We start from the raw sequence: 21,826 nt of genomic DNA, 5'->3' as shown, positions 1-21,826 counted from the left end.
AACATAAGTAAAGTACTAAACGACAGTTATCCATTTGTAACGGAAACCTATTTCTATCATAAATGGACAACAATACAAAACTTAATGAAACGATCCTTTCAATTACAGGGGGGTAATTGAAAGTGATATTTCAGCATCAACCTTCAACACCTTTAGGAAGGAAGAAAGAAGAAAGGGGGCCTATGTTTGTTCTGGTTGCGAAAATCAATTTCATGTCCACTAGATGACTCTGTGCCTTTATCGACACCAATTGAAGAACTCCCTTTTACTGTATATGATACAGAGACCACTGGTTTTCAAGTAGCAACGACCGATCGCTTAATTGAGATAGGTGCTGTTAACATGAGAGGCTTTGAAGTACTTGAACACCAAACGTTTCAAACATTTGTTAAACCAAAACGAGATATCCCGCAGAAGATAACAGAACTCACGGGAATAACCGAAGAGAAGGTGAAAGGCGCTCCAGACTCACTTGAAGCAATAATGGAGTACTTTGAATATATTGGAAATAATAATAGTGTGGCGATGGTTGGGCATTATGTCTCTTTCGATATAATGGTACTCAGACAAGAATTACGGCGAGCGAAACAAGCTCTTAAAAAGCCGAGAACAGTTGACACCCTTGATGTCATCGGTTTTCTTAGTCCATCTTGGGAAATGCGCGATTTAGAGAGGTACGCCATGGCATTTGGAACGCGAATTTATGAGCGACACTCTGCGTTGGGAGATGCACTTACGACAGCATACCTTTTCAGTGAATTACTGCAGCAATTTGTCGACCGCGGCTATCGCACATGGGGAGAATTGCTGAAATATAGCGATGCAGAGGCGCGCTTGGCAACGTTTTAGGTTGAGGAATTTTTTGAAAAAAAAATCAGGTGCTTCATTTCCGCCACCAATTCATTTGGCAGATGAGGTTCACAAAAGCACGCCATGCTACGGCCTATATAGAAAAAAGAAATATCTGTAGAAAAAATTCATCCTAGTACGCCAAAAATATTTACTAAAAAAACAGGAGTGGTGTCCACGCAAGTGTGAAGCTGCTCCTTTAAAATTTGATTTTACAAAAATAACCACAAACCCTCGGTTAAAAAACAGCGAAAAAAACCCTCTTCATTGAATCAATAAAAAAAAACGAGCCACGGATTTCCACAAATTGTCAATCGGCTAATAAAACTCCATTCTCGGACAATAAATTCCATTCCGCGTTAATAAAATTCCGCCAGCGGACAATAAAACCCCTCAGCCGGACAATAAACATTCTCAATTATAAAAATCCTCATTAAAATTAGTAAATATTAGTAAAAAAATCCATAAAAACTAAATAAATCAGTAAGTTCAAACTGAAAAATTGGCCAGTGTAGCCAATAGAACCACTACCAACTAACTAAAAATTAAGAAAAAACGCTTAAAATCACCAAAACGCCACGATTACTACATAAAAACAAAAATAAATCTCATATTTCTATGTGTAAACTCATTATTCATAACAACCTCAGAAAAACCACGAAAATTTCACTTTAAGAAAAGGTTCTGAAAACATAACAGTATATATTGCTCCTTAAAGTTTTCCCATTCCCACCAAACTCTCCCCTATTTACTTCAACCCCACCAACGAATTTTTAAAATATTCAAACAAATCCCTTGTCCCCCTTGACTTTTTAGCATAATACAACTTGTTCTCTAATAAACATATATAAACCATACAAAGAGAGTTTGAGGTGAGCGCAAGTCTCATTTCACCCATCTCACATCCAACTTAGGGAGGCGAGCGGTGTGCACGATTACATCAAAGAACGAACTATCAAGATTGGCAAGTATATCGTGGAGACAAAGAAAACAGTTCGTGTAATAGCGAAAGAATTTGGCGTTTCCAAAAGTACTGTCCATAAGGATTTGACAGAGCGACTACCTGATATTAATCCCGAACTAGCGAATGAAGTAAAAGAAATCCTCGATTATCATAAATCAATTCGACACCTCAGAGGCGGTGAAGCAACAAAACAGAAATACAAATCAGACAAAGCCGAAGGTGAGCTAGTGAAATAAGTCGCCCGAGCCAAGCCAAAGCCAATCAAATAAACGTCTAGTAAACAAAGAATCCAGACCATTTTAAGCAAAACTTAATAAAGAAATGTAACCGAAAAACATTATTCAAACTCATGTAAAAATGCAACCCAACACCAGTCAAACTCATGTAAAAATGCAAACCAACACCAGTCAAACTCAATAAACAAAATCAAAAATGTAATCGAATAGTATTCAAACTCAAAAAACAAAATCACACGCAACCTAACACTTGTTAAACTCAATATCATATCAAAATGTAACCCAACACCAGTCGAAGTCCAAAAATCAAAAACGTAGCCTAACACTAAGAAAAAGTTCCAAAAAATCAAAAATCAAAACCCAAACCCAACACACAGAGTTCCAAAAAATCAAAAATCATAGCCCAAACCCAACACACAGAGTTCCAAAAATAAAAAATCAAAGCCCAAACCCAACACCCAAAATCCAAAGCCCGAAATTCCGAAACACAAACGCAACACCCAATATTCCAAATACCAACCAAATTCTAAAAACAAACAATGACGAACCATGCCCAAATATGTTAAAATATAACCTTAGATACTAACGTAACGGACCGGCTGCAAAAAAATACTCGAAACAAATGGAACGTTAAGTCGAACTCAATTAAATTTAGCCACGCAAACCGGTAAACCGCGAGCGAAAACAAACAATAAAAGCAACGTCCAGGCATGGAAATGTTTAAGGAGGATAACAAATAAATGATTGCTAGGGATATTGGAATTGATTTGGGGACTGCCAATGTATTAATACACGTCAAAGGAAAAGGAATCGTCTTGAACGAACCATCAGTAGTAGCGATTGATCGTGATCAAGGTCGCGTCCTCGCAGTAGGTGAGGAAGCAAGACGAATGGTAGGACGTACACCAGGAAATATTGTAGCGATCCGCCCACTGAAAGACGGCGTCATCGCGGACTTTGACGTAACAGAATCAATGCTCAAATACTTTATCGAAAAAATCAACGTCAAAGGCTTTTTCTCAAAGCCACGCATGCTCATTTGCTGCCCAACAAACATCACATCAGTCGAACGCAAAGCAATTCGCGAAGCAGCAGAAAAAAGCGGCGGTAAAAAAGTATTCCTTGAAGAGGAACCAAAAGTAGCTGCCATCGGGGCAGGCATGGATATATTTCAACCAAGCGGAAACATGGTCATCGATATAGGCGGTGGAACAACAGATGTTGCAGTGCTTTCCATGGGCGACATCGTCACCGCCTCTTCAATTAAAATGGCAGGGGACAAGCTCGACAGCGAAATCCTCGCCTATATCAAAAGAGAATACAAGCTCCTTATCGGTGAACGGACATCCGAAGACATCAAAATCAACGTTGCCACTGTATTCCCAGGCGCACGCAAAGAAGAAATCGATATTCGCGGTCGCGACATGGTATCAGGCCTACCGCGCACGATCACCGTTTACTCAGAAGAAATCGAAAAAGCACTACGCGAACCAGTATCAATGATCGTCCAAGCGTCGAAGAGCGTACTCGAACGGACGCCACCAGAGCTATCAGCCGACATCATCGATCGTGGCGTCATCCTAACAGGTGGTGGCGCATTACTACACGGCATCGACATGCTACTAGCCGAAGAACTTAAAGTACCAGTGCTAATAGCCGAAAACCCACTAGACTGCGTTGCCGTCGGCACAGGCATCATGCTCGATAACATGGATAAACTTCCAAGTAAACGTTGGGGCTAAACGTGTCGATAAAAGACATAGGGACAGGTTCCTTGTCCCAGTGATTCTTAAATAATGGGACATCAAACCTGTCCCCGGAAGGAGAGATTAACATGCTCCGTGGTTTTTATACAGCGGCAGCCGGTATGATATCGCAGCAACGCCGCCAAGAAATGCTAACGAATAACCTTGCAAACGCTAATACACCGGGCTTCAAGGAAGACCAAGGCAGTTTACGTGCATTCCCGGAAATGCTGATCACAAGCATGAATACCGAAACACTGCCTGTCACGAAGCGCTACCAAATTAAAGGCGCCTACACAGTCGGTCCAATTAATACGGGCGTATACATGCAAGAAACGCAGCCGAAATTCCGCCAAGGTGATATTCAAGAAACTGGCAATCAAACCGACATCGCCCTCGTTGACGTCAATCTTCCGATTAACGAAGAAACAAATCGACCTGGTGCGCTTTTCATACAAGTACTAAACGCCGATGGTGAACCGCGCTATACCCGCAACGGCAACTTCACCATTGACGGAGAAGGATACCTTACAACAAACGATGGCTACTATGTCACTGATACATACGGGGCCCCGATTATCATTTACGGAAATGAATTTACGATCACATCTGACGGTCGCTTCTTTGAAGATGGCGAAGATACCGATCAACAGCTCAACATCGTCTATGCAGAAAATCCGGACAACCTTGTCAAAGAAGGCAATGGCCTCTTCCGTGTTGAAGGCGCGGGCCAAGAGCTGCCAAGTGCAATCGAGGATCCTGAAATTGTTTTTCAAGTGAAGCAAAAATTCATCGAGCGCTCGAATGTTGACATCGAACAAACGATGACCGAAATGATGATGGCATACCGCACGTTCGAAGCCAATCAAAAAATCTTAAAAGCCTATGATTCAAGCATGGAAAAAGCGGTTAACGAAATCGGCCGAATTCGCTAAGGAGGGATGATCAATGAATCGTTCAATATTATCAGCTAGCTCCACAATGGCGCAGCTACAGAAAAAAATAGATACAATTGGTCAAAACCTTGCTAATACGAATACAAACGGCTTCAAGCGAAGAGAAACAAGCTTCAACGACCTTCTTTTCCAGCAAATCAATAACCAACCGGACGCACCGAAGGAAGTTGGTCGCCGCACACCAGACGGAATTCGCCAAGGCAGTGGCGCAAAGCTATCAGAAACAAATATCCGCATGGAACAAGGTGCGCTCAACATCACAGAGCGCCCGTTAGATTTGGCGTTGACAAGACCGAATGAATTTTTTGAATTGTTAACAGAGGAAAACGGTCAATACTTAACACGCTATACGCGAGACGGTGCCTTTTACTTGTCACCTACAGAAGAGGAAGGCCAGCTTGCCCTTGTAACTAGCAAAGGTGATTATGTCGTTGATGGCGAAGGTGAACCGATTTACCTTCCTGACAACTATAAAAATATAAAATTTACTGAAACTGGGGAAATTATTGTTACAAACGACGATAATACGGAACAATCAGTCGGTCAGCTTCAGCTCGTGCGTGTAATTCGTCCACAGCTTCTGCTTTCAACGGGTGATAATCAATACGGATTACCTGACCTTGAAGCATTAAACCTATTTGAAGAAGAAGTCTTTGAATATGTCGATCCGACCGAAGGTTCAATCCAACAAGGTGCGCTAGAAATGTCTAACGTTGATTTCGCAGCAGAAATGACCGAACTAATGACAGCGCAACGCTCTTATCAGTTCAATGCAAAATCAATCTCAATCTCTGATCAAATGGCTGGATTAATCACAAGCCTAAGATAAAATAAAATACGAAAATAAACCTTCTATATAATAGAAGAAACATAACCTGCTTTCGAGAAAGGCCATCTTCTAATGCGAACATGGTAGAAAGCAACAAAACGCCAATCATATTTATGATAGCAACTTATGCAATAATAATTTCCACCTTAAACGAACAAACAAATCGAGAAATAAACGCACAGTCGCCTAAGACAAGCCAAACAGAACATGCATCATTTACCTGCAAAATAATATCTGCACTAAAAGGAGTCACAAACCAATGGCAAGTGAATTTGAAAATATGAGGCAAAGCGAACGGAATACACGCAAACAGCTTCGCCAAGAGCGAAGGCAAGCCCGGATTTCTGCCCAAGTAGAACAAGAACAACTATCAGAAAGCCAAACTAATGAGTCAAGCTACGAAAGACGTCCAAAGCTACGTCTCATTCCAATATGGGCTCGCTTGCTAATTATTGCCTTTTTATTGCTGATCAGTGTAACCGCAGGCTTAATGTTTGGCTATGGTGTCATTGGTGATGGCAAAGCCATCGATATATTGAAAACATCCACTTGGTCGCACTTAATCGACCTTGTAGAAAAAGACACACCGAAAAACTAAAATACATCTGGAACAAAAGGCAGGAGAATTTTAAACCTGTCTTTTTATTTTCCTTTAAAAATTTCATATATAATAGTATTAAGAATGTCCAAAACTTTACACTGGGGATTAGCTGGTGAAGCAAAACAAGAAGGGGTTTCTCTAAATCAATATATGATATATAAATTGAGCCAATCACTTGGGTTAGAAGAAATGAAAAAACATTTTAAAAAAAAAGACTAGTATTTCAGAGAGAGCGAAAAAAAGCTCTCTTATTTTTTTTGTATAGCCCATTTTTTCTTACTTGTTACCTCTTTGAAAAATATTCGTAATCATAATAATTGCATCATTTATCTCACCAACCAAAATCTAAAATTGTCGATATATTAAAGTTGACTTCTAATACTTTTAATATTAATATACCCTTATGGGTATAAGGTTAACCAATTTGAAATGGGGTTAATAGTACATAGGGGCGTTACTTAGTAGCCCTAGATACTTTAGATTCAGCGGTGAAGCAAATGGGGGGGATTTGCAAACCGCAGTAGTCAACAGTTTTACTTTTCAAGCAATGTTACATCCAACACACAAAAATCAAACATTGGGGGGAAGTTGAATGAAGGGTTGGGTAAAGGTAGTTGTTTTTCTAATTGTTCCAGTTACAGTATTTTTATTAATTTTATCTGGGGTATTTATTGAAAAAGTGGAGCCTGGAATGAAGGCCGTAGAGGCAAAGCAAATAGACGGGATTAAAGTCGTTGAAATCAAAAATGAAAACTATGATTCTGGGAATAAGGTTTATGGAACAACCGTATCCGATGAAAGTGCTAAGATATCGTCGGAAATTATGGCCGATGTAAGTGATGTCCTCGTCAAAAGTGGGGATTATGTGAAACAAGGGCAAACTTTAGTACAACTTAACAAAGAGAAAGTGGACGCAGCCTTAAGTCAAGCTTCAGCAAGTGTGGACACAGTAAAAGCAAAGGTAACAAGCATTGAGGAAACGATTAAACAAGTCGAAGCAGTTGTACAAAAAGCATTAGCGGATTTTACGATGAAGGAAAAAAGCTATAAACGCGTAAATAGCTTATACGAAGCAGGTGCGGCAAGCCTTCAGGAAAAAGAAGAAGCAGAAACAGCGTACCTTGCGGCAAAAGCTCAGCTTGCTCAAGCAGAAGCGCAGTTAGAAATGACAAAGGCGAATCGTGCTGAAGTCATCGCGAATTTAGGCGTGGTTGAAGCGGCTTACAGTTCTGCAAGTATTACGGCAGCAGATGCAACCATTATAGCACCGTTTGATGGGGTTGTCGTTGAAACGTTAGTTGATATTGGTGATATGGTAAATCCAGGGATGCAGTTGATTACAGTAGAAAAATCGCCGTATTTTCTTGAGGTATTTGTGGATGAGCGAAAGCAAAACCAAATCGAACTTGGTGAAGAAATCCCAGTGACAATAGATGCCCTCAATAAAACGTTGCAAGGCAAGGTAGCGGAGGTTACACCGAAGATTGATCCGGCAAGCCGCACCTTTAAAGTAAAAATTGAAATCGATGACAACCAAGAAAGTTTAAAAAGCGGGATGTTTGGCTATGCTGTTTTTCCGGAAACGGACGAAAAGGGAATTTTTATACCTACAACAGCGATTTATTATTGGTCACAGCTAACAGCGGTGTTTGTTGTTGATGAGGAAGGCATCGCCCGACTTCGTTATGTGCAGCTCGGTGAAGAAAATGATGGTCGTGTTGAGGTGTTAAGCGGGCTGGATATTGGTGAGCTCATTGTAGTTACTGATGTTGAAAAAGTAAAGGATGGCTTCAAGGTGGTGAACGTTGAGTGAAAAACAAAAACGGACACGATCACGAAAATGAACGCCATGATATAAACAAAAATGAAAACGAACAAGAGAACCAAAATTTGAGCCACAATGAACATCAAGATGAACTTCAAAAAGATCAGCAAAATGAACACCAATACCAAAATCAAAGCGAAGACGAGGGCTTGTCCCGAAACCAAAATCAAAGCGAGGACGAGAGCTTATCCCAAAACCAAAATCAAAGCGAGGACGAGAGCTTATCCCAAAACCGAAATCAAAGCGAGGACGGGGGCTTGTCCGAAAACTTAAATCAAAGCGAATACGATGGTTTGTCTCAAAACCAGCAATCAAACGAGGATCCGAACTTGCGCCGAAACACACAACAAAATGAACTTCAAAACGAACACATAAGTAAGCGTAAGAACGAACGCATAAACGAGCATCAACACAATCACAACAGCAATCACGGCAACAATCACAACAACAATCAACAAAATCGCAATAATAATCACGGCAACAATCACGGCAACAATTACAACAACAATCACAACCACAATCACGACAGCAATCAACACAATCACAAAAACAATCACGAAAAAATCGGCCTATCGGGCAAAATTGCAAAAGCATTTATCAACTCAAAGTTAACACCATTACTCGTAATAGCAACAATTTTACTAGGCGTCTTTGCTGTTCTCAACACAGCGCGCGAAGAAGAACCGCAAATATCCGTACCGATGATGGATGTATATATCGCCTATCCGGGACATACTGCAGAGGATATCGAAAACCGAATTACGAAGGTGATCGAGAAAAAGCTCTGGGAAATTGATGGGATTGAATACATTTACTCCACATCAACACCAGGGATGGCAAACTTTATTACGCGCTTCAAAGTTGGAAGCGATTTAGACCAAAGCTTAGTCAGGTTATACAACAAACTCATGTCCAATATTGACGAGCTCCCAGAAGGGGCGATGGAACCGTTAGTGAAACCAATTACAATCGACGATGTTCCGATTGTGTCGTTAACGGTTTGGAGTGACGAGTATACCCATTACGAAATCAAAAGGGTTGCAGATGTCATTGCTGATGAAATTAACAAAATTGAAAATGTATCGAAAACAGAAGTCATTGGAGGTCTTTCAAGAGAGCTTACAATCCAAATTGATCCTAACCGCCTTGCGAGCTACCGCTTGTCACCGCTTGCGATAGAACAAACGATCAGGCAAGCGAATATATCGTTAGCATCGGGAGCATTCGACCAAGGCAACGAAGAATATAAAGTAAAGACCGGCCAATACTTCAAAGATAAAACTGAAATTGAAAACCTCGTTATCGGCATTTATGAAAATCGTCCTGTTTATGTGAAGGATGTCGCCGAAGTCAAAGATGGACCGAAAGAGGTTGATAATTACGTTCTTTTCGGTGTCGGTCCAATGGCTGAGGAAAAAGGAATTGAGAAGGAGCAAGGAGAGATCTTTCCTGCTGTCACGATTGCTGTATCGAAAAAGCCAAATACAAACGCTGTTTGGATTGCTGATAATATCGAGAAAAAGATAGAAGACATGGAAGGGAAAGTCATTCCGGAAGGTTTCCATGTGACAACAACGCGAAATTACGGTGATACCGCCGAGGAGAAAGCCGATGAACTCATTAAGCATTTATTAATCGCAACATTGTCTGTTACTCTCTTAATTGGGGTTGTTCTCGGCGTCCGTGAAGCAATTGTCGTCGGAATTGCCGTACCAGTTACGCTTTCGCTCGCATTATTTCTAAGTAAGATGTACGGCTATACATTAAACCGGGTTACGCTATTTGCGCTAATTTTTGCAATCGGAATTCTTGTGGACGACGCCATCGTTGTCGTAGAGAACATCCATCGGTGGTTCCAAAAAGGAACGCATAAACCATTGAAAGCAGCAATTTTAGCTGTTGATGAGGTTGGGAATCCGACAATTTTGGCGACCTTTACCGTAATTGCAACACTAATGCCTATGGCATTTGTTGGCGGTCTCATGGGTCCGTATATGGCGCCAATTCCAATTAATGCATCGGTCGCAATGTTCTTCTCATTACTCGTTGCCTTTATCGTTACACCTTGGTTTGCTTACCGATTTTTAAAGAAGACACCGGGTCATGAAGAACCGACGTTTGACCGTAATCGCCTAACAGGCTATTCGAAATGGTATGCTGATACGATTCAACAAATGCTGCTTAATAAAGGAAAAAGAACGATATTCTTACTTGGAATTGTCGGGTTGCTGCTTGGTTCGTTTAGCTTTTTCTACACAAAGGCAGTACCGATGAAAATGATGCCGTTTGATAATAAAAGCGAAATTCAAGTTGTTATTGATATGCCAGAGGGGACAACACTTGAATCAACAGCAGCAGCTACAAAATCCATCGGTGAATATATATCCAATATAAATGAAGTAACCGATTATGAAATGTATATTGGGGCGGCCTCGCCGTTTAACTTCAACGGTCTTGTTCGTCACTACTATTTGCGTTCTGACAAACACGAGGCAGATATACAAATCAATCTAGTTGAAAAAACGCATCGCGAGCATCAAAGTCATGACATTGCAAAACGTATTCGACCGGATATTCAAGCGATTGCTGCAAAATACGGTGCGAATGCGAAAGTGGTTGAAGTTCCACCGGGTCCGCCAGTACTATCAACGTTAGTATTAGAAATTTACGGAAACAATCGTGAAGAGCAATTTGAAGTGGCAAAGAAAGCGGAAGCGATTTTCAAGGAAACCGAAGGCGTCGTTGATGTCGATACGTATATGGAGGATATTCAAACCGAATACCGGTTTGCCATTCAAGATAAAGCTAGGCTGAATGGGGTTTCTGATGAACAAATCGTCAAAACCATTCAAATGATGATCGATGGTGCGGTGGTTGGATTAATTCATCCAGAGCATGAATTAACTCCAGTACAGATAAAAGTACAACCGAAAAAAGGGGATCGCGCCAATCTTGAAGATATAAAAAGTATTCAAATTCCAACGGCCAATGGAAAGTTGATACCGCTCGGCGAGCTAGTCGAAATCGAAGAGGGCGACGTTGAACAACCACTTTATCGGAAAAATTTACAAAGCGTCACCTATGTCGTTGGCGATGTCGCAGACTTTGAAGAAAGTCCGGCTTATGCAATGGCGAAAATGTGGGATAAGATTGCAAGTATTGAAACGGCATCAGGGACAAAAATTGAACAGTATCTCACTCACCAGCCATGGCTTGAGGATGATATTAAAATGAAGTGGGACGGTGAATGGCAAATCACCTATGAAGTGTTCCGTGATTTAGGAATTGCTTTTGCGATTGCACTTATCGTTATGTATTTGCTTGTGACAGGCTGGTTCCAGTCATTTATTACACCTGTCATCATCATGTCACCAATTCCATTAACGTTAATTGGTGTCATCCCTGGGCACTGGGCATTCGGAGCCTTTTTCACAGCAACCTCAATGATTGGGGTCATAGCCCTGGCGGGGATTATCGTTCGGAACTCAATTTTACTTGTTGAGTTTACCATCATGCGCCGTGAAGAGGGTGCTAAGCTCTCGGATGCCGTCATTGAAGCAGGGATTGTGCGGGCAAAGCCAATCGTGTTAACAGCAGCAGCTGTTGTCATTGGGGCGGTCGTAATCTTATTTGACCCGATATTTTCAGGGCTTGCCATTTCGCTTATGTTTGGAACAATCGCTTCAACAGTCCTAACGCTCTTTGTGATTCCAGTGTTATACTGTATGGTCGAAACAAAACGGGCAAAAATTAAGCACCGCAAAAACAAAGAGTTAAACATCCAATGTGCTGACGATGTGCATGGGATGTAGGGACAGGTTCATCGTCCCATAAGTCAAAGTTAGATAGCATCATCAAGTTTACAGAAATATCTAAAGAGGACATTTTAAAATTCCAACAAACTCGAAACAGGAATAGGATAGGCGGCTGGCTTTTAAGGTGTTTGGCTCACTCTGGGAAAAAACATTTACTGTAACAAATTCTACTTACAGCTAAATGTAAAACCAGAGGTGCCTGACACCTTAAATTTTTGCTATACTTTAACTTAGCAGTTAACAAAAATAAACATAAAGGAGCCAAATACATATGTTAGATATTAATGAAATCAAAAAAATCATTCCCCATCGCTATCCATTCCTGTTAGTCGACCGTATCATCGAAGTGGAGGATGGAAAACGCGCAGTTGGCATCAAAAACGTAACTGCAAATGAACAATTCTTTAATGGGCATTTTCCTGAATTTCCAGTGATGCCAGGGGTGTTAATTGTTGAAGCGTTAGCACAAGTAGGAGCAGTGGCTTTACTTAAGCTTCCGGACAATCAAGGTAGATTGGCTTTTTTTGCTGGTATCGATAACTGTCGCTTCAAACGACAAGTCTACCCTGGAGATCAGCTCCGTCTTGAAGTCGAAATCACAAGAGCAAAAGGCAGAATTGGCAAAGGGAAAGCGGTGGCAACTGTTGAAGGTGAAATAGCATGCGAGCTTGAAATGATGTTTGCGTTAGGGGATAAACAATAGAACATATAGAAAGAAGAATGCAAATCTATATAACGCTCCAAAATTGAAAAATACCGATATAATAGGAAGAAGTTAGAACGAACTTCCACAATCTGGTTTTTTGCAAAATTAAACGAAAAAAATATAATAACAATTTCCTCCTTTGGCAAAACTAAAATAAGACCACTACATAACGGTCCAATTTAGTAAATTACTTGAGGAGGCAACAAAATGAAAAACAATTGGTTATTTAAACTTTCAGCAGGATTATTAGCACTATCACTAGTGACAGCGTGTGCGACGAATGAGGAACAACCGGTGGATGAAGATCAAGGTGTTGGCACAGAAGAGCAGGGAGGAATGGAAGAAGACACAGGTACAATGAATAATGAAGAAGAAATGGGAACAGACGAAGGAATGGAGATGGATGACGGAACCGAAACCGATAATGGTGTAGGAACGGATACAGGAACTGACACTGGAACAGATACCGGTGGCCAAGAGGGTGGAGTAGGAATGGATCCAACCGAAGACGATGAGGAAGAGAAATAAATTAAAATTATAAAAACCAGAAATTCCAATACCAATACAAATACCTTTACAAAATCTAAATAACCACATATGAACCACATATGCATCCACGAAGACAGATCCGAAAAGGTCTGTCTTTTTGCATATTTCCATCAACGACACACCATAAAGTTTGTAACATTCCTGTAAACAAAGTAAGCAAAGCTTAACTATTTATAAAGCATAATTTCCATTATAATCAAGTATAGATAAATATTGTGAAGGGTATCGTCCAAATAAAAAAGGCCGTGGAAATATCCAATTGACAAGGCTTTTCCATTTCACAATAAGTATCACAACGAATATACAACTTTATCAAAGTACCAAGTTAGAACTTTGGCATCCAATGAAAAATAACACTAGCAATATTACATTTCTGTAACATTGCAGAAATTTGTTGCATCCTGTTGTACTATCATCCTATAATATGATTGTACCATGATGAAAGTAAAAATTTTCAAATGGCACAAACTGTAGTATTTAAACGCGCAATTGTCAAGAATCTGTCAAACTTTCAATCATACAAACTACTGTTAAGAGTTGACAATTGTAATATTCAATACTATACTACACAATGAAACTTTGTTTCTTGGTATTTACTAACCCAAGGGGACAATTCTATTAACCTATTTAGTACATAAGGAACCTGTCCTTTTGGTTTAGTGTAAATATACAAATAATATCCAATCATAGGGAGGAAAAGAATAATGAGTAAAACTTTAAAAGTTATGACTTCAGCAGCTTTATTAGCTGGCGTTGTTGCACCTGTTGCTGTTGATACAGTAAGTGCAAATAGTACGAATTTAGTTGACAGAGTAATGTATGTTGACGATGATTTTGTATCAGATCCAGGTGCTGCTACTGGACATAACAACTTCATTATTAAAGAAGATGATGTTGTTTTCACTACTGGTGAAACTTTTAGATTGTCATTACCTAGTGGTGTTAAGTGGTCAAAAGGTGATTATGGCGTAGCAGTTTCTAGTGGTGAATTAGATGTTGTTTCAGTATCTGACAGAGATTTAGAGTTGGAAGTAAACACTGTGAATGTACAATACGATATCCCGTTATACTTTGAAATTGATGGAGCAGAAGGTGAAGTGAAAGTAACTCTTGATCCAAGAGGTTCAACGTTCTCATCAGGCCAATACACAATTGCAGTTGTTGGAGCAGGTAGTACAGCTGTTTCAATCGATACTGTAAAAACAATTGGTGATAATGGGGTACTTGATACAATCCGCTTGGATGAAACATCTATTCGATCTCTTTATTCCGATAGATATGATACAACAAGCCCGAATTATGATGGTGTACAAGAAATTACACTAACATTACCATCAGATTTTGATTGGCAATTAATTACAACAGGACCTGTTGCTGGTAGATCCGGTGTCGTACTAGCTGGCGGTTTTGTTGGTAACGTAGCAGATCAAGGAACAGTAGATGGTAATGGTGTAATCGACCCTACTGGTGCTGCTGCTGGTACACAACTTGGGGTATCAATTGACGGAAATGAACTTACTTATACATTTGTTTTCACAGGTGTGCCGTCTAAATTAGGAACATTCTATCTTGAAAATTTAGCGATTGATGCAGACAAAGACGCTGATTACGGCGATATTGAAGTTGACCTTGATGGCGATGAAGTATCAAGTGGTACAATTGTCATTGCAAAATACGCTGACTATGGAACTGCTCCAAAATTAGAAGGTGATGTTCCAACATTACTAGCAGGTCGCCTAACAGATGATGATGTAGATGTAGAGACTGTTGAAGTTCTAATTAAAGAATCTATCGCGGGTTCTTGGTTATCTAATCGTAGCGTTGATGTAGAATTCCCATCTTGGGTTAAAGTACTAGGTGTTGATGTATCTGATGTTAAAAACATTGAGATGGGCGGAAACCAAGTAGGGGATAGTGATCTTGCTGCGATTGTAAATGAGGAAATTGAAGGCGATAGCAATGAGGTAAACTTCGATATTCCAAATTTAGATGCAAGTAGTAGTAAAAAAGAATTTAAGGTTAAATTCTACGTTTCTACTAAAGCCGACGCTGAAGGAGATCTAACAGTAAAAGTTAGCGGCAGAGCAGGAGTTGAAATTCCAGAAACTACAATTGCAAAAGTAATTGCTCCAGTGACTGTTGAAACTGAAAAAGTTGATGTAAGAACTGGTATTAAAAAACAACAACTTAATGACATTGTTATTACTGAAGCAGTAAAAGGTGCATTATTAGAAGATAAACAAGTAAGAATTGTACTATCAGACGGAGTATTTACTGATGAAGAACCAACAATCACAGTAGAAGAAGGAAATGTTAAAATAGATCAAGATTCTATTGATATTGATGGTAATGAATTAACATTTGACGTTAGTAGCGAAAGTACAAGAGCAAGTAAAATCGTGATTTCTGGTTTATCACTTGACCTTTCTCGTTCAGTACCAGAAGGCGATGTAACTATCAAAGTTGGTGGTGACGCAATTGTACAAAACTCTAGCTTTGAAGATGGATTTGCGTTTGCAAGAGCAGAAAATGTAGCAGACAACGCTTTAACAAACATCAAATTCGGTGATAAAACATATGTAGATAATTATAATCAAGCAAACCCTGATCAAACAGAGTTCAATTTAACTGGCGAAGTTGACGCAGGTGAATTTGACCAAGATTTCGTTACTAAACAAGTAATTGCAACAGTAGTAACACCAGCAGAAGGTAATGCAACAGTAAATGAAGTTAAATTTACAATCGGTTCAACAATGTACACAGTTGATGGTCAAACAGTTGAAATGGATGTAGCAGCATTCGTTGAAGCTGGACGTACATTCTTACCAGTACGTTATGTTGCTAACGCATTAGGTGTATCAGATGCTAATATCCTTTATGACAATGCTACTGGAACAGTAACAATCATTAAAGGTGATCGTGTTGCTCAAACAAAACTTGGTAGCAATGTATTAACTGTAAATGGTGCTAACATTCCAATGGATGTTGCAGTAAAAACAGTTGAAGGTCGTACTGTATTACCACTTCGTTATGTAGCTCAAGCACTAGGTGCTGACGTTCAATGGGACGAAGCAACTCAAACTGTAACAGTTAAGTAATAACACAAATCTAATAAAAGGGGCCTCCGTTAGGGGGCCTTTTTTACTAAAATATATGTATTTGATATAAAGGATAGGATCTATAAAAATCGGCTCTATACTAAATGTGGTGGTGCCCCCAATACCAACAAGGGATAAAAGGATATAAAAAAATACACTCAATCCCTTCTCTTTTTGATAACCTTAAGTTGACTAGACAAAAGGCAAAAGGAGAGGGAAAGAGTGCAAAATCATTTTATCATAGAATTGTTGGGGATTAAAGATAGACATGTGGATGTATGGAGTATTAGTGAGCAGTCCGGGATTTTTATCGTAGAATTAGATACAAAGGTTAAAAGGCAAAGATGCCCTTCCTGTAAAGGGATCACTAAACGAATTCATGGATATCGAAATCAGATAATACAAGGGCCCATAGTATCTAACAAACGAGTTCAAATCCATTTAAGAAAGCGGCGGTATTTATGTACAGATTGTCAGCATACCTTTTTTGAGCGACTCCAGATGGTGGATCATTATCAACGTTGTACAACATCTTTACAAACAACCGCACTAACGTATGCAGCAATGGGTTCTTTTACAACGGCAGCCCGACTAGCAGGAATGACAACCAATCGGTTATTACGACTTTTTGATAAACGCGATATTAAGAAAAGAATAGTGCTACCACGAACCATTTCCATTGATGAATTTAAAGGGGATGCAGGTGGAGAAAGATTCCAAACCGTGATTGCGGATGTAGAAAATCGAGAGATTGTTGAAATATTACCGAATAGAAAGGTAGAAACAATCATGAAATATCTACAGTCATGTGACACGGGAGCTGTAGAGATTGTCGTCATGGATTTATCAAAGTCTTTTAAACAGGCTGTAAAAAAAGCATTAGGAGATCCGTTGATCATTGCAGATCGCTTTCATTATATGCGACAAGTATATTGGGCACTGGATGAAGTTCGACGTGAAGTACAACGTGATCTAAGCAAGACAGACAGAATTCGCATGAAACGAAGTAAAAAATTATTATGGAAATCACCGTACAAGTTATCAGAAGATGACAAGAAAAAAGTGAGAGAACTACTAGCCGTTCATCCTCGACTTGAGGCAGCTTATGAGTTGAAAAACGAAATAGATAAATGGTTCAAAGAGAGTGATGAAACCACAGCAAAGGAAGGATTAGAAGTTTGTCTAAAAGCAATGGAAGCATCTAGTATAGAGTCATTTCGTGAAGTCAGTAAGACGTTTCGACGTTGGAAGACAGAGATATTACAATCTTTTGTGTATCCATTTAGTAATGGATATATCGAAGGAGTAAACAATACAATTAAGGTTTTAAAACGAAACTCTTACGGTATTAAAGATTTCAATCGACTAAGAAACAAAATCTTATGGCATCAAGAGGTTAAACAAATCATGATTTAAGTGGTCAAAAAGAGATGGTGGAATCAATTTTCCACCACCACATTTGACAGAGAACCAAAAATCTTCTTGACTATCATTGGAATTCCCTCATTTTATATCTGCATTTAATGTTCATATTTTAAAAAAATATTAATACGAATAAGGAGGACTCATCATGAAAAACTATAGAGAATTTATTTCAGGTGCTATTGTTGCTACTGTTTTAATTTCCGGGGGGAATGTACTAGCAAATACCGACTCTTTGCCAAGGATTACTGATTGGGTTAAATATACATTCAACGGAATTGAAAAACAATTGCCAAGTGGTTATACTACGCTAAATTACGAAGGAAGAACTTATGTTCCTGCTCGTTTTCTAGCTGAAGAACTTGATGCTGAGGTATATTGGAATTCAACAACAAACACAGTGGAAATCCGAAAAAATATAACAGAGAATCCTATTCAAGAAGAAGACACTATGGATGAGCTAGACATAAACCCGGTACCAGATGTTGAGATAAATGATGAAGAGGATGAGGACATAGAAGACAATCCGGACCTGGATTATGATGAATTGCCAGTATCAAAAACGATTGATGGTGTGCGGCTAGAGGTATATTCAGTAGAAACAACAAATAATTTTACAAAAATGTATGTTATCGTTAAAAATACAACTGATATTAAATATCAATTAAGTCAAGATTCAGCAAAATTTGAATCAGTATCAGAAGTATATGAACATAAAAATATTAGAGGAAATATTTTATATTGGAAAGATGTTGCATGGTTTAATGATATAGATGAGGATGAAGAAGTTGAGGGTTACATTATGTTACCAAAAATATCAGAAGATGACCAGCAAGGGACATTCTATGTTGAAGTAGTTGAAAATACTGGAATTAATCCAAAAGTATTAAAATATACCTTTGATTTTGAATGGTAATATTAATTTTATGATATAAGATTGTTATATGATTTAAACAGCCTTGTAACAAATATAGTTACGAGGCTATTTTTGTTTGATAATAATTTAATTTCTATAATATATATAAAGGATTTAATGATACTTTGTCGAATTAAAATATATATTATATTAGGAGGTGTATAGATTGAGAAGCAATTTAATTAAAGGTTTAATTATAGGAATAATTCTATTTGGTACAGTTGGCGCTACCTCTTCAAATGCTGAACTCATTGATGTGAACTATGGAATCAAGGAAATTAAAATTGATAAGGTGTCACAAATGCCTAATGAAAAACCGTTTACGTATAAGGGAACTACATTTGTTCCTTTGCGTTTTATAGCAGAAAAGTTAGGACAGCCAATAAAATACGATGCCTCAACACAAACTATTTTTATTGGTGAATTTGATGGTGAATTAATTTATTTTGGTAATGACATCAAACATATTGAGCATAAAGCAACTGCTCTTAGTTCTGAATATGGTGATGGTGTTAAGAAAGTCACAGACAATCTTGGAAACGAGTATATTAATTATTTATTATTTAAATATCAACCAACTATGACAGAAAGACCATCTGGTGAATTTGTTTTTAATTTAAACAAAAACTATACAAAGTTTACTGCTAATATTGGATTTACAAAAGGAAATGACATGATCGATAGTACAATACCTGTTAATATTTATGCGGATGATAAACGTGTTTATGCTGGTGTAATTGAACGAGGAGAATTACCAGCAGGCATTGAATTAGACGTAAAGGAAACTATTCAGCTTCGAATTGTAACATCGTTTGATTCAGAAAAAACATCTGAAGTTGGGTTATTCAACGCGCAATTAATAAGTAAATAAATTGAGAGAAATAATTATAAGCCTTTTGATTTAGGTTGAAGATTTAAAAAAGCAACATTCCTAGCTAGACAGTAAAGGATAGTTGCTTTTTCATTTTTTCCAGAAGATTATTGTCGTATTATATCGATGAAAGGTTGAACTATTTCTATAAATCAACTAAAATTTATTTATGTTTACAAGTTTTTTTTAGAGGAGTTTGGATGATGAAGCCTAACACTGTGAAATATATATTTTTTGGAATTATATTGTTTATATTTATTGGACTATTATATACGAATGTGGCTGGAAAGAAACAAGATGAAGTATTTAAACAAGATTTTTTGCAATACCAACAGGCAATGCAGCTTATTCAAAATAATGAGCTGGAACAAGGAATAAAGATATTAGGAGATTTAATAATAAGATATCCAGATGAACACAAATTATATTATAATCTTGGACTAGCATATAGTGCTAAGCAGGATTACGAGAAAGCTGCTACTCACTATCAACAAGCTATTGATATTAGACCTGCACTTCTGCAAGACGGGACTTTTACCTATAGAATGGGAGAAAGTCTATACAATATGAAAGAACTAGAAATTGCAAGAGAATATTTGCAAGCTAGAAAAGCGCCAAAAGAATTGGAAAAAGAAAGAAAGAAATTGATTAAGCAAATTAATAAACAATTAAAATCTTAGAGGAGATACTTATGGGATATGATAAGTACTATAAAAAAGTAAAAATAGAAAAAGACAAAAGAGATCAAAATATAGACTTAAAAGAATCAGTAACCATTGATAAAACGATCTATATACTGCTGCTAACAGCCTTATTAATAGTACCTCTATTTATAAAAGCGCACATTTTTGAATATGTAAGCCCAAAACTTACATTTCTGAGTTCGGGTATGCAAGCAGATATATTTTCATACTACAAATATATTATTCTAGCCATAATAACTGTAATAATTGGAATTTTATTCATATATAAAATTATGTTTCTGCAATATGAAATAAAAAAAAGCTATACGAACCTTTTCATAGGTATACTTGCAGTAGTTGTTATACTATCTGCCATTTTTTCACCCTACAAAAGTTTAGCACTCCACGGCATGTATAATCGTCATGAAGGAACGTTAACGTTTATGTGTTACTTTGCTTTGTTTTTTGTTGCAGCAAATATGAAGTTTTCAGTTAAACAAATGCAAGGATTCTTATACACCCTTTATCCATTTGTAATCATAAATATGATCTTAGGATTAGCACTGTTTAATGAAAAGGATCTACTTGAAGTTGGCTGGATAACAAGTCTTATTCTTGGATCCATTCCTGAAGGTGCACAGGTTTCAGAAGGCGCAAAACTATGGGCCACTGTAAGTAATCCAAACTATATTAGTGGTATCGGGTCTGTAATGGCAGTCCTTTTCTTGACATGGGCAATTTTCGACAAAAACAAAATTAGATCTGCTGTAAATGTTGTAGTAGCGTTAATGTCGTTTGTAACGGTGTTAACATCATTTTCAACAAGTGGATTTTTAACAATGTTGGTATTACTACCAATCGTACTAATCTTAATCTTCCTTCATAATAGGAAAATACAATCGTTTGTTGTTTTATCCGCGTTTATTGTTTTAGCAACATCTGTATATGTTCCGATGGTAAAAGAGAATCCTAGAGTTTGGCGTGAAACATTAGGATTTATGTCCATAGAAAACCCATTCGAAAAACAGCAAGCAACAGTAAAAGTGGAAAATAAGAATGAAGCAATAAATTATAGCCTATTAAATAAACAAATTGAATTCAATAATGTGAAAAATAGTAATGAATTAAAATTGGAAAATGGAATACGAAATGTATTTCACCCATATAGAGTTTACGCTGAAGATGAAATCAATAATGAGATACAAAAATTCGAAATTCCTGTTTTACCAGAGAGAGGACGAAGTTCAGGTTCAGGGCGTGAATACATTTGGGAAAAGACATTTGAAACGGCTATGAAGCGACCAATATTCGGATATGGTTTAGATACATTTACGTATGTGTTTCCTCAGGATGAAATTGATAAAATTTCAGGCTTAAATAAGTACAATGTAGTAGTAGATAAACCGCATAATTTGTATTTAGGTTTATTAATAGGTTCAGGAATTATAGCATTATTGGTGTTTGTTCTACTTGTGGCCAGCGTATTACTAAATGGAGCTCGATTCATTTGGAACCGTGAAAAGATTGAAGCAGAAATTGCACCATTAACCATTGCCTTTTTTACCGCTTCAATCGCGTACTTAATACAAGGTCTAGTCAACGATTCTGTAGTCGGCTCTGCAGTTATTTTCTGGATTTTATTAGGAGCATTTGTTTCAGCGGTGGGGAAGAGGGACAGGAACAGTGTCCCAAATTAAAAGTAATGACTTTAGGACAGGGGAACCCACATAAGGAATAGGGTAAGAGTCCCCGTAATTCGAT

At 38.1% G+C, this 21,826-nt stretch carries 17 protein-coding genes; all 17 read left to right on the top strand.

Annotated features, from left to right (window positions below; all coding sequences use genetic code 11):
- Positions 1-186 precede the first annotated feature (186 nt).
- On the top strand, positions 187-849 hold the full coding sequence (locus tag D612_RS0116310) for a 3'-5' exonuclease (protein WP_017756569.1): 663 nt from the start codon (positions 187-189) through the stop codon (positions 847-849).
- Between the two features lie 927 nt (positions 850-1,776).
- Positions 1,777-2,049, top strand: a complete 273-nt coding sequence (gene spoIIID, locus D612_RS0116305; protein ID WP_017756568.1) for a sporulation transcriptional regulator SpoIIID — start codon at positions 1,777-1,779, stop codon at positions 2,047-2,049.
- Between the two features lie 740 nt (positions 2,050-2,789).
- Positions 2,790-3,791, top strand: coding sequence for a rod shape-determining protein (mreB, locus tag D612_RS0116295; RefSeq protein WP_017756566.1), 1,002 nt, complete (start codon positions 2,790-2,792; stop codon positions 3,789-3,791).
- A gap of 92 nt (positions 3,792-3,883) precedes the next feature.
- On the top strand, positions 3,884-4,729 hold the full coding sequence (locus D612_RS0116290) for a flagellar hook-basal body protein (RefSeq protein ID WP_017756565.1): 846 nt from the start codon (positions 3,884-3,886) through the stop codon (positions 4,727-4,729).
- 13 nt (positions 4,730-4,742) lie between these two features.
- Positions 4,743-5,579 carry a flagellar hook-basal body protein gene (locus D612_RS0116285; RefSeq protein ID WP_017756564.1) on the top strand — a complete coding sequence of 279 codons (837 nt, stop codon included), beginning with the start codon at positions 4,743-4,745 and terminating at the stop codon, positions 5,577-5,579.
- A gap of 259 nt (positions 5,580-5,838) precedes the next feature.
- A complete protein-coding gene (locus D612_RS0116280; protein WP_017756563.1) occupies positions 5,839-6,177 on the top strand; it encodes a DNA-directed RNA polymerase subunit beta in 339 nt (112 codons plus the stop codon).
- A gap of 84 nt (positions 6,178-6,261) precedes the next feature.
- Positions 6,262-6,399 carry a toxin-antitoxin system HicB family antitoxin gene (locus D612_RS19315; protein WP_083888530.1) on the top strand — a complete coding sequence of 46 codons (138 nt, stop codon included), beginning with the start codon at positions 6,262-6,264 and terminating at the stop codon, positions 6,397-6,399.
- Between the two features lie 373 nt (positions 6,400-6,772).
- Positions 6,773-7,993, top strand: a complete 1,221-nt coding sequence (locus D612_RS0116275; protein WP_017756562.1) for an efflux RND transporter periplasmic adaptor subunit — start codon at positions 6,773-6,775, stop codon at positions 7,991-7,993.
- Positions 7,990-11,817: an efflux RND transporter permease subunit gene (locus D612_RS0116270; protein WP_017756561.1), complete on the top strand. Its 3,828-nt coding sequence runs from the start codon at positions 7,990-7,992 to the stop codon at positions 11,815-11,817. The genes D612_RS0116275 and D612_RS0116270 overlap by 4 nt, the downstream gene beginning before the upstream one ends.
- 274 nt (positions 11,818-12,091) lie before the next feature.
- A complete protein-coding gene (gene fabZ, locus D612_RS0116265; protein WP_017756560.1) occupies positions 12,092-12,523 on the top strand; it encodes a 3-hydroxyacyl-ACP dehydratase FabZ in 432 nt (143 codons plus the stop codon).
- A gap of 210 nt (positions 12,524-12,733) precedes the next feature.
- Positions 12,734-13,054 carry a hypothetical protein gene (locus D612_RS0116260; protein ID WP_017756559.1) on the top strand — a complete coding sequence of 107 codons (321 nt, stop codon included), beginning with the start codon at positions 12,734-12,736 and terminating at the stop codon, positions 13,052-13,054.
- Between the two features lie 725 nt (positions 13,055-13,779).
- Positions 13,780-16,173, top strand: coding sequence for a copper amine oxidase N-terminal domain-containing protein (locus tag D612_RS0116255; RefSeq protein WP_017756558.1), 2,394 nt, complete (start codon positions 13,780-13,782; stop codon positions 16,171-16,173).
- Positions 16,174-16,395: 222 nt separating this feature from the next.
- Positions 16,396-17,589 (top strand): ISL3 family transposase, encoded by a 1,194-nt coding sequence (locus tag D612_RS0116250; RefSeq protein ID WP_017756557.1) that lies wholly within the window; start codon positions 16,396-16,398, stop codon positions 17,587-17,589.
- Positions 17,590-17,743: 154 nt separating this feature from the next.
- On the top strand, positions 17,744-18,511 hold the full coding sequence (locus D612_RS0116245; protein WP_017756556.1) for a stalk domain-containing protein: 768 nt from the start codon (positions 17,744-17,746) through the stop codon (positions 18,509-18,511).
- Between the two features lie 166 nt (positions 18,512-18,677).
- Positions 18,678-19,382, top strand: coding sequence for a stalk domain-containing protein (locus D612_RS0116240; RefSeq protein ID WP_017756555.1), 705 nt, complete (start codon positions 18,678-18,680; stop codon positions 19,380-19,382).
- Positions 19,383-19,582: 200 nt separating this feature from the next.
- Positions 19,583-20,062 carry a tetratricopeptide repeat protein gene (locus D612_RS0116235; RefSeq protein WP_083888529.1) on the top strand — a complete coding sequence of 160 codons (480 nt, stop codon included), beginning with the start codon at positions 19,583-19,585 and terminating at the stop codon, positions 20,060-20,062.
- Between the two features lie 11 nt (positions 20,063-20,073).
- Positions 20,074-21,762 (top strand): O-antigen ligase family protein, encoded by a 1,689-nt coding sequence (locus D612_RS0116230; RefSeq protein WP_017756553.1) that lies wholly within the window; start codon positions 20,074-20,076, stop codon positions 21,760-21,762.
- The last annotated feature ends 64 nt before the right edge of the window (positions 21,763-21,826 follow it).

The organism is Calidifontibacillus oryziterrae, from assembly GCF_000331575.1.
GTDB classification, from domain to species: Bacteria; Bacillota; Bacilli; order Bacillales; family Bacillaceae_J; genus Calidifontibacillus_A; species Calidifontibacillus_A oryziterrae.
The sequence above is the reverse complement of the archived record's forward strand: the minus strand, read 5'-3'. Positions and strand labels throughout refer to the sequence as shown.

Coding starts and splice junctions, on each gene's coding strand:
- mreB (WP_017756566.1), top strand. CDS start 2,790: ATGATTGCTAGGGATATTGGAATTGATTTGGGGACTGCCAATGTATTA.
- D612_RS0116290 (WP_017756565.1), top strand. CDS start 3,884: ATGCTCCGTGGTTTTTATACAGCGGCAGCCGGTATGATATCGCAGCAA.
- D612_RS0116285 (WP_017756564.1), top strand. CDS start 4,743: ATGAATCGTTCAATATTATCAGCTAGCTCCACAATGGCGCAGCTACAG.
- D612_RS0116280 (WP_017756563.1), top strand. CDS start 5,839: ATGGCAAGTGAATTTGAAAATATGAGGCAAAGCGAACGGAATACACGC.
- D612_RS19315 (WP_083888530.1), top strand. CDS start 6,262: ATGTCCAAAACTTTACACTGGGGATTAGCTGGTGAAGCAAAACAAGAA.
- D612_RS0116275 (WP_017756562.1), top strand. CDS start 6,773: ATGAAGGGTTGGGTAAAGGTAGTTGTTTTTCTAATTGTTCCAGTTACA.
- fabZ (WP_017756560.1), top strand. CDS start 12,092: ATGTTAGATATTAATGAAATCAAAAAAATCATTCCCCATCGCTATCCA.
- D612_RS0116260 (WP_017756559.1), top strand. CDS start 12,734: ATGAAAAACAATTGGTTATTTAAACTTTCAGCAGGATTATTAGCACTA.
- D612_RS0116255 (WP_017756558.1), top strand. CDS start 13,780: ATGAGTAAAACTTTAAAAGTTATGACTTCAGCAGCTTTATTAGCTGGC.
- D612_RS0116245 (WP_017756556.1), top strand. CDS start 17,744: ATGAAAAACTATAGAGAATTTATTTCAGGTGCTATTGTTGCTACTGTT.
- D612_RS0116235 (WP_083888529.1), top strand. CDS start 19,583: ATGATGAAGCCTAACACTGTGAAATATATATTTTTTGGAATTATATTG.
- D612_RS0116230 (WP_017756553.1), top strand. CDS start 20,074: ATGGGATATGATAAGTACTATAAAAAAGTAAAAATAGAAAAAGACAAA.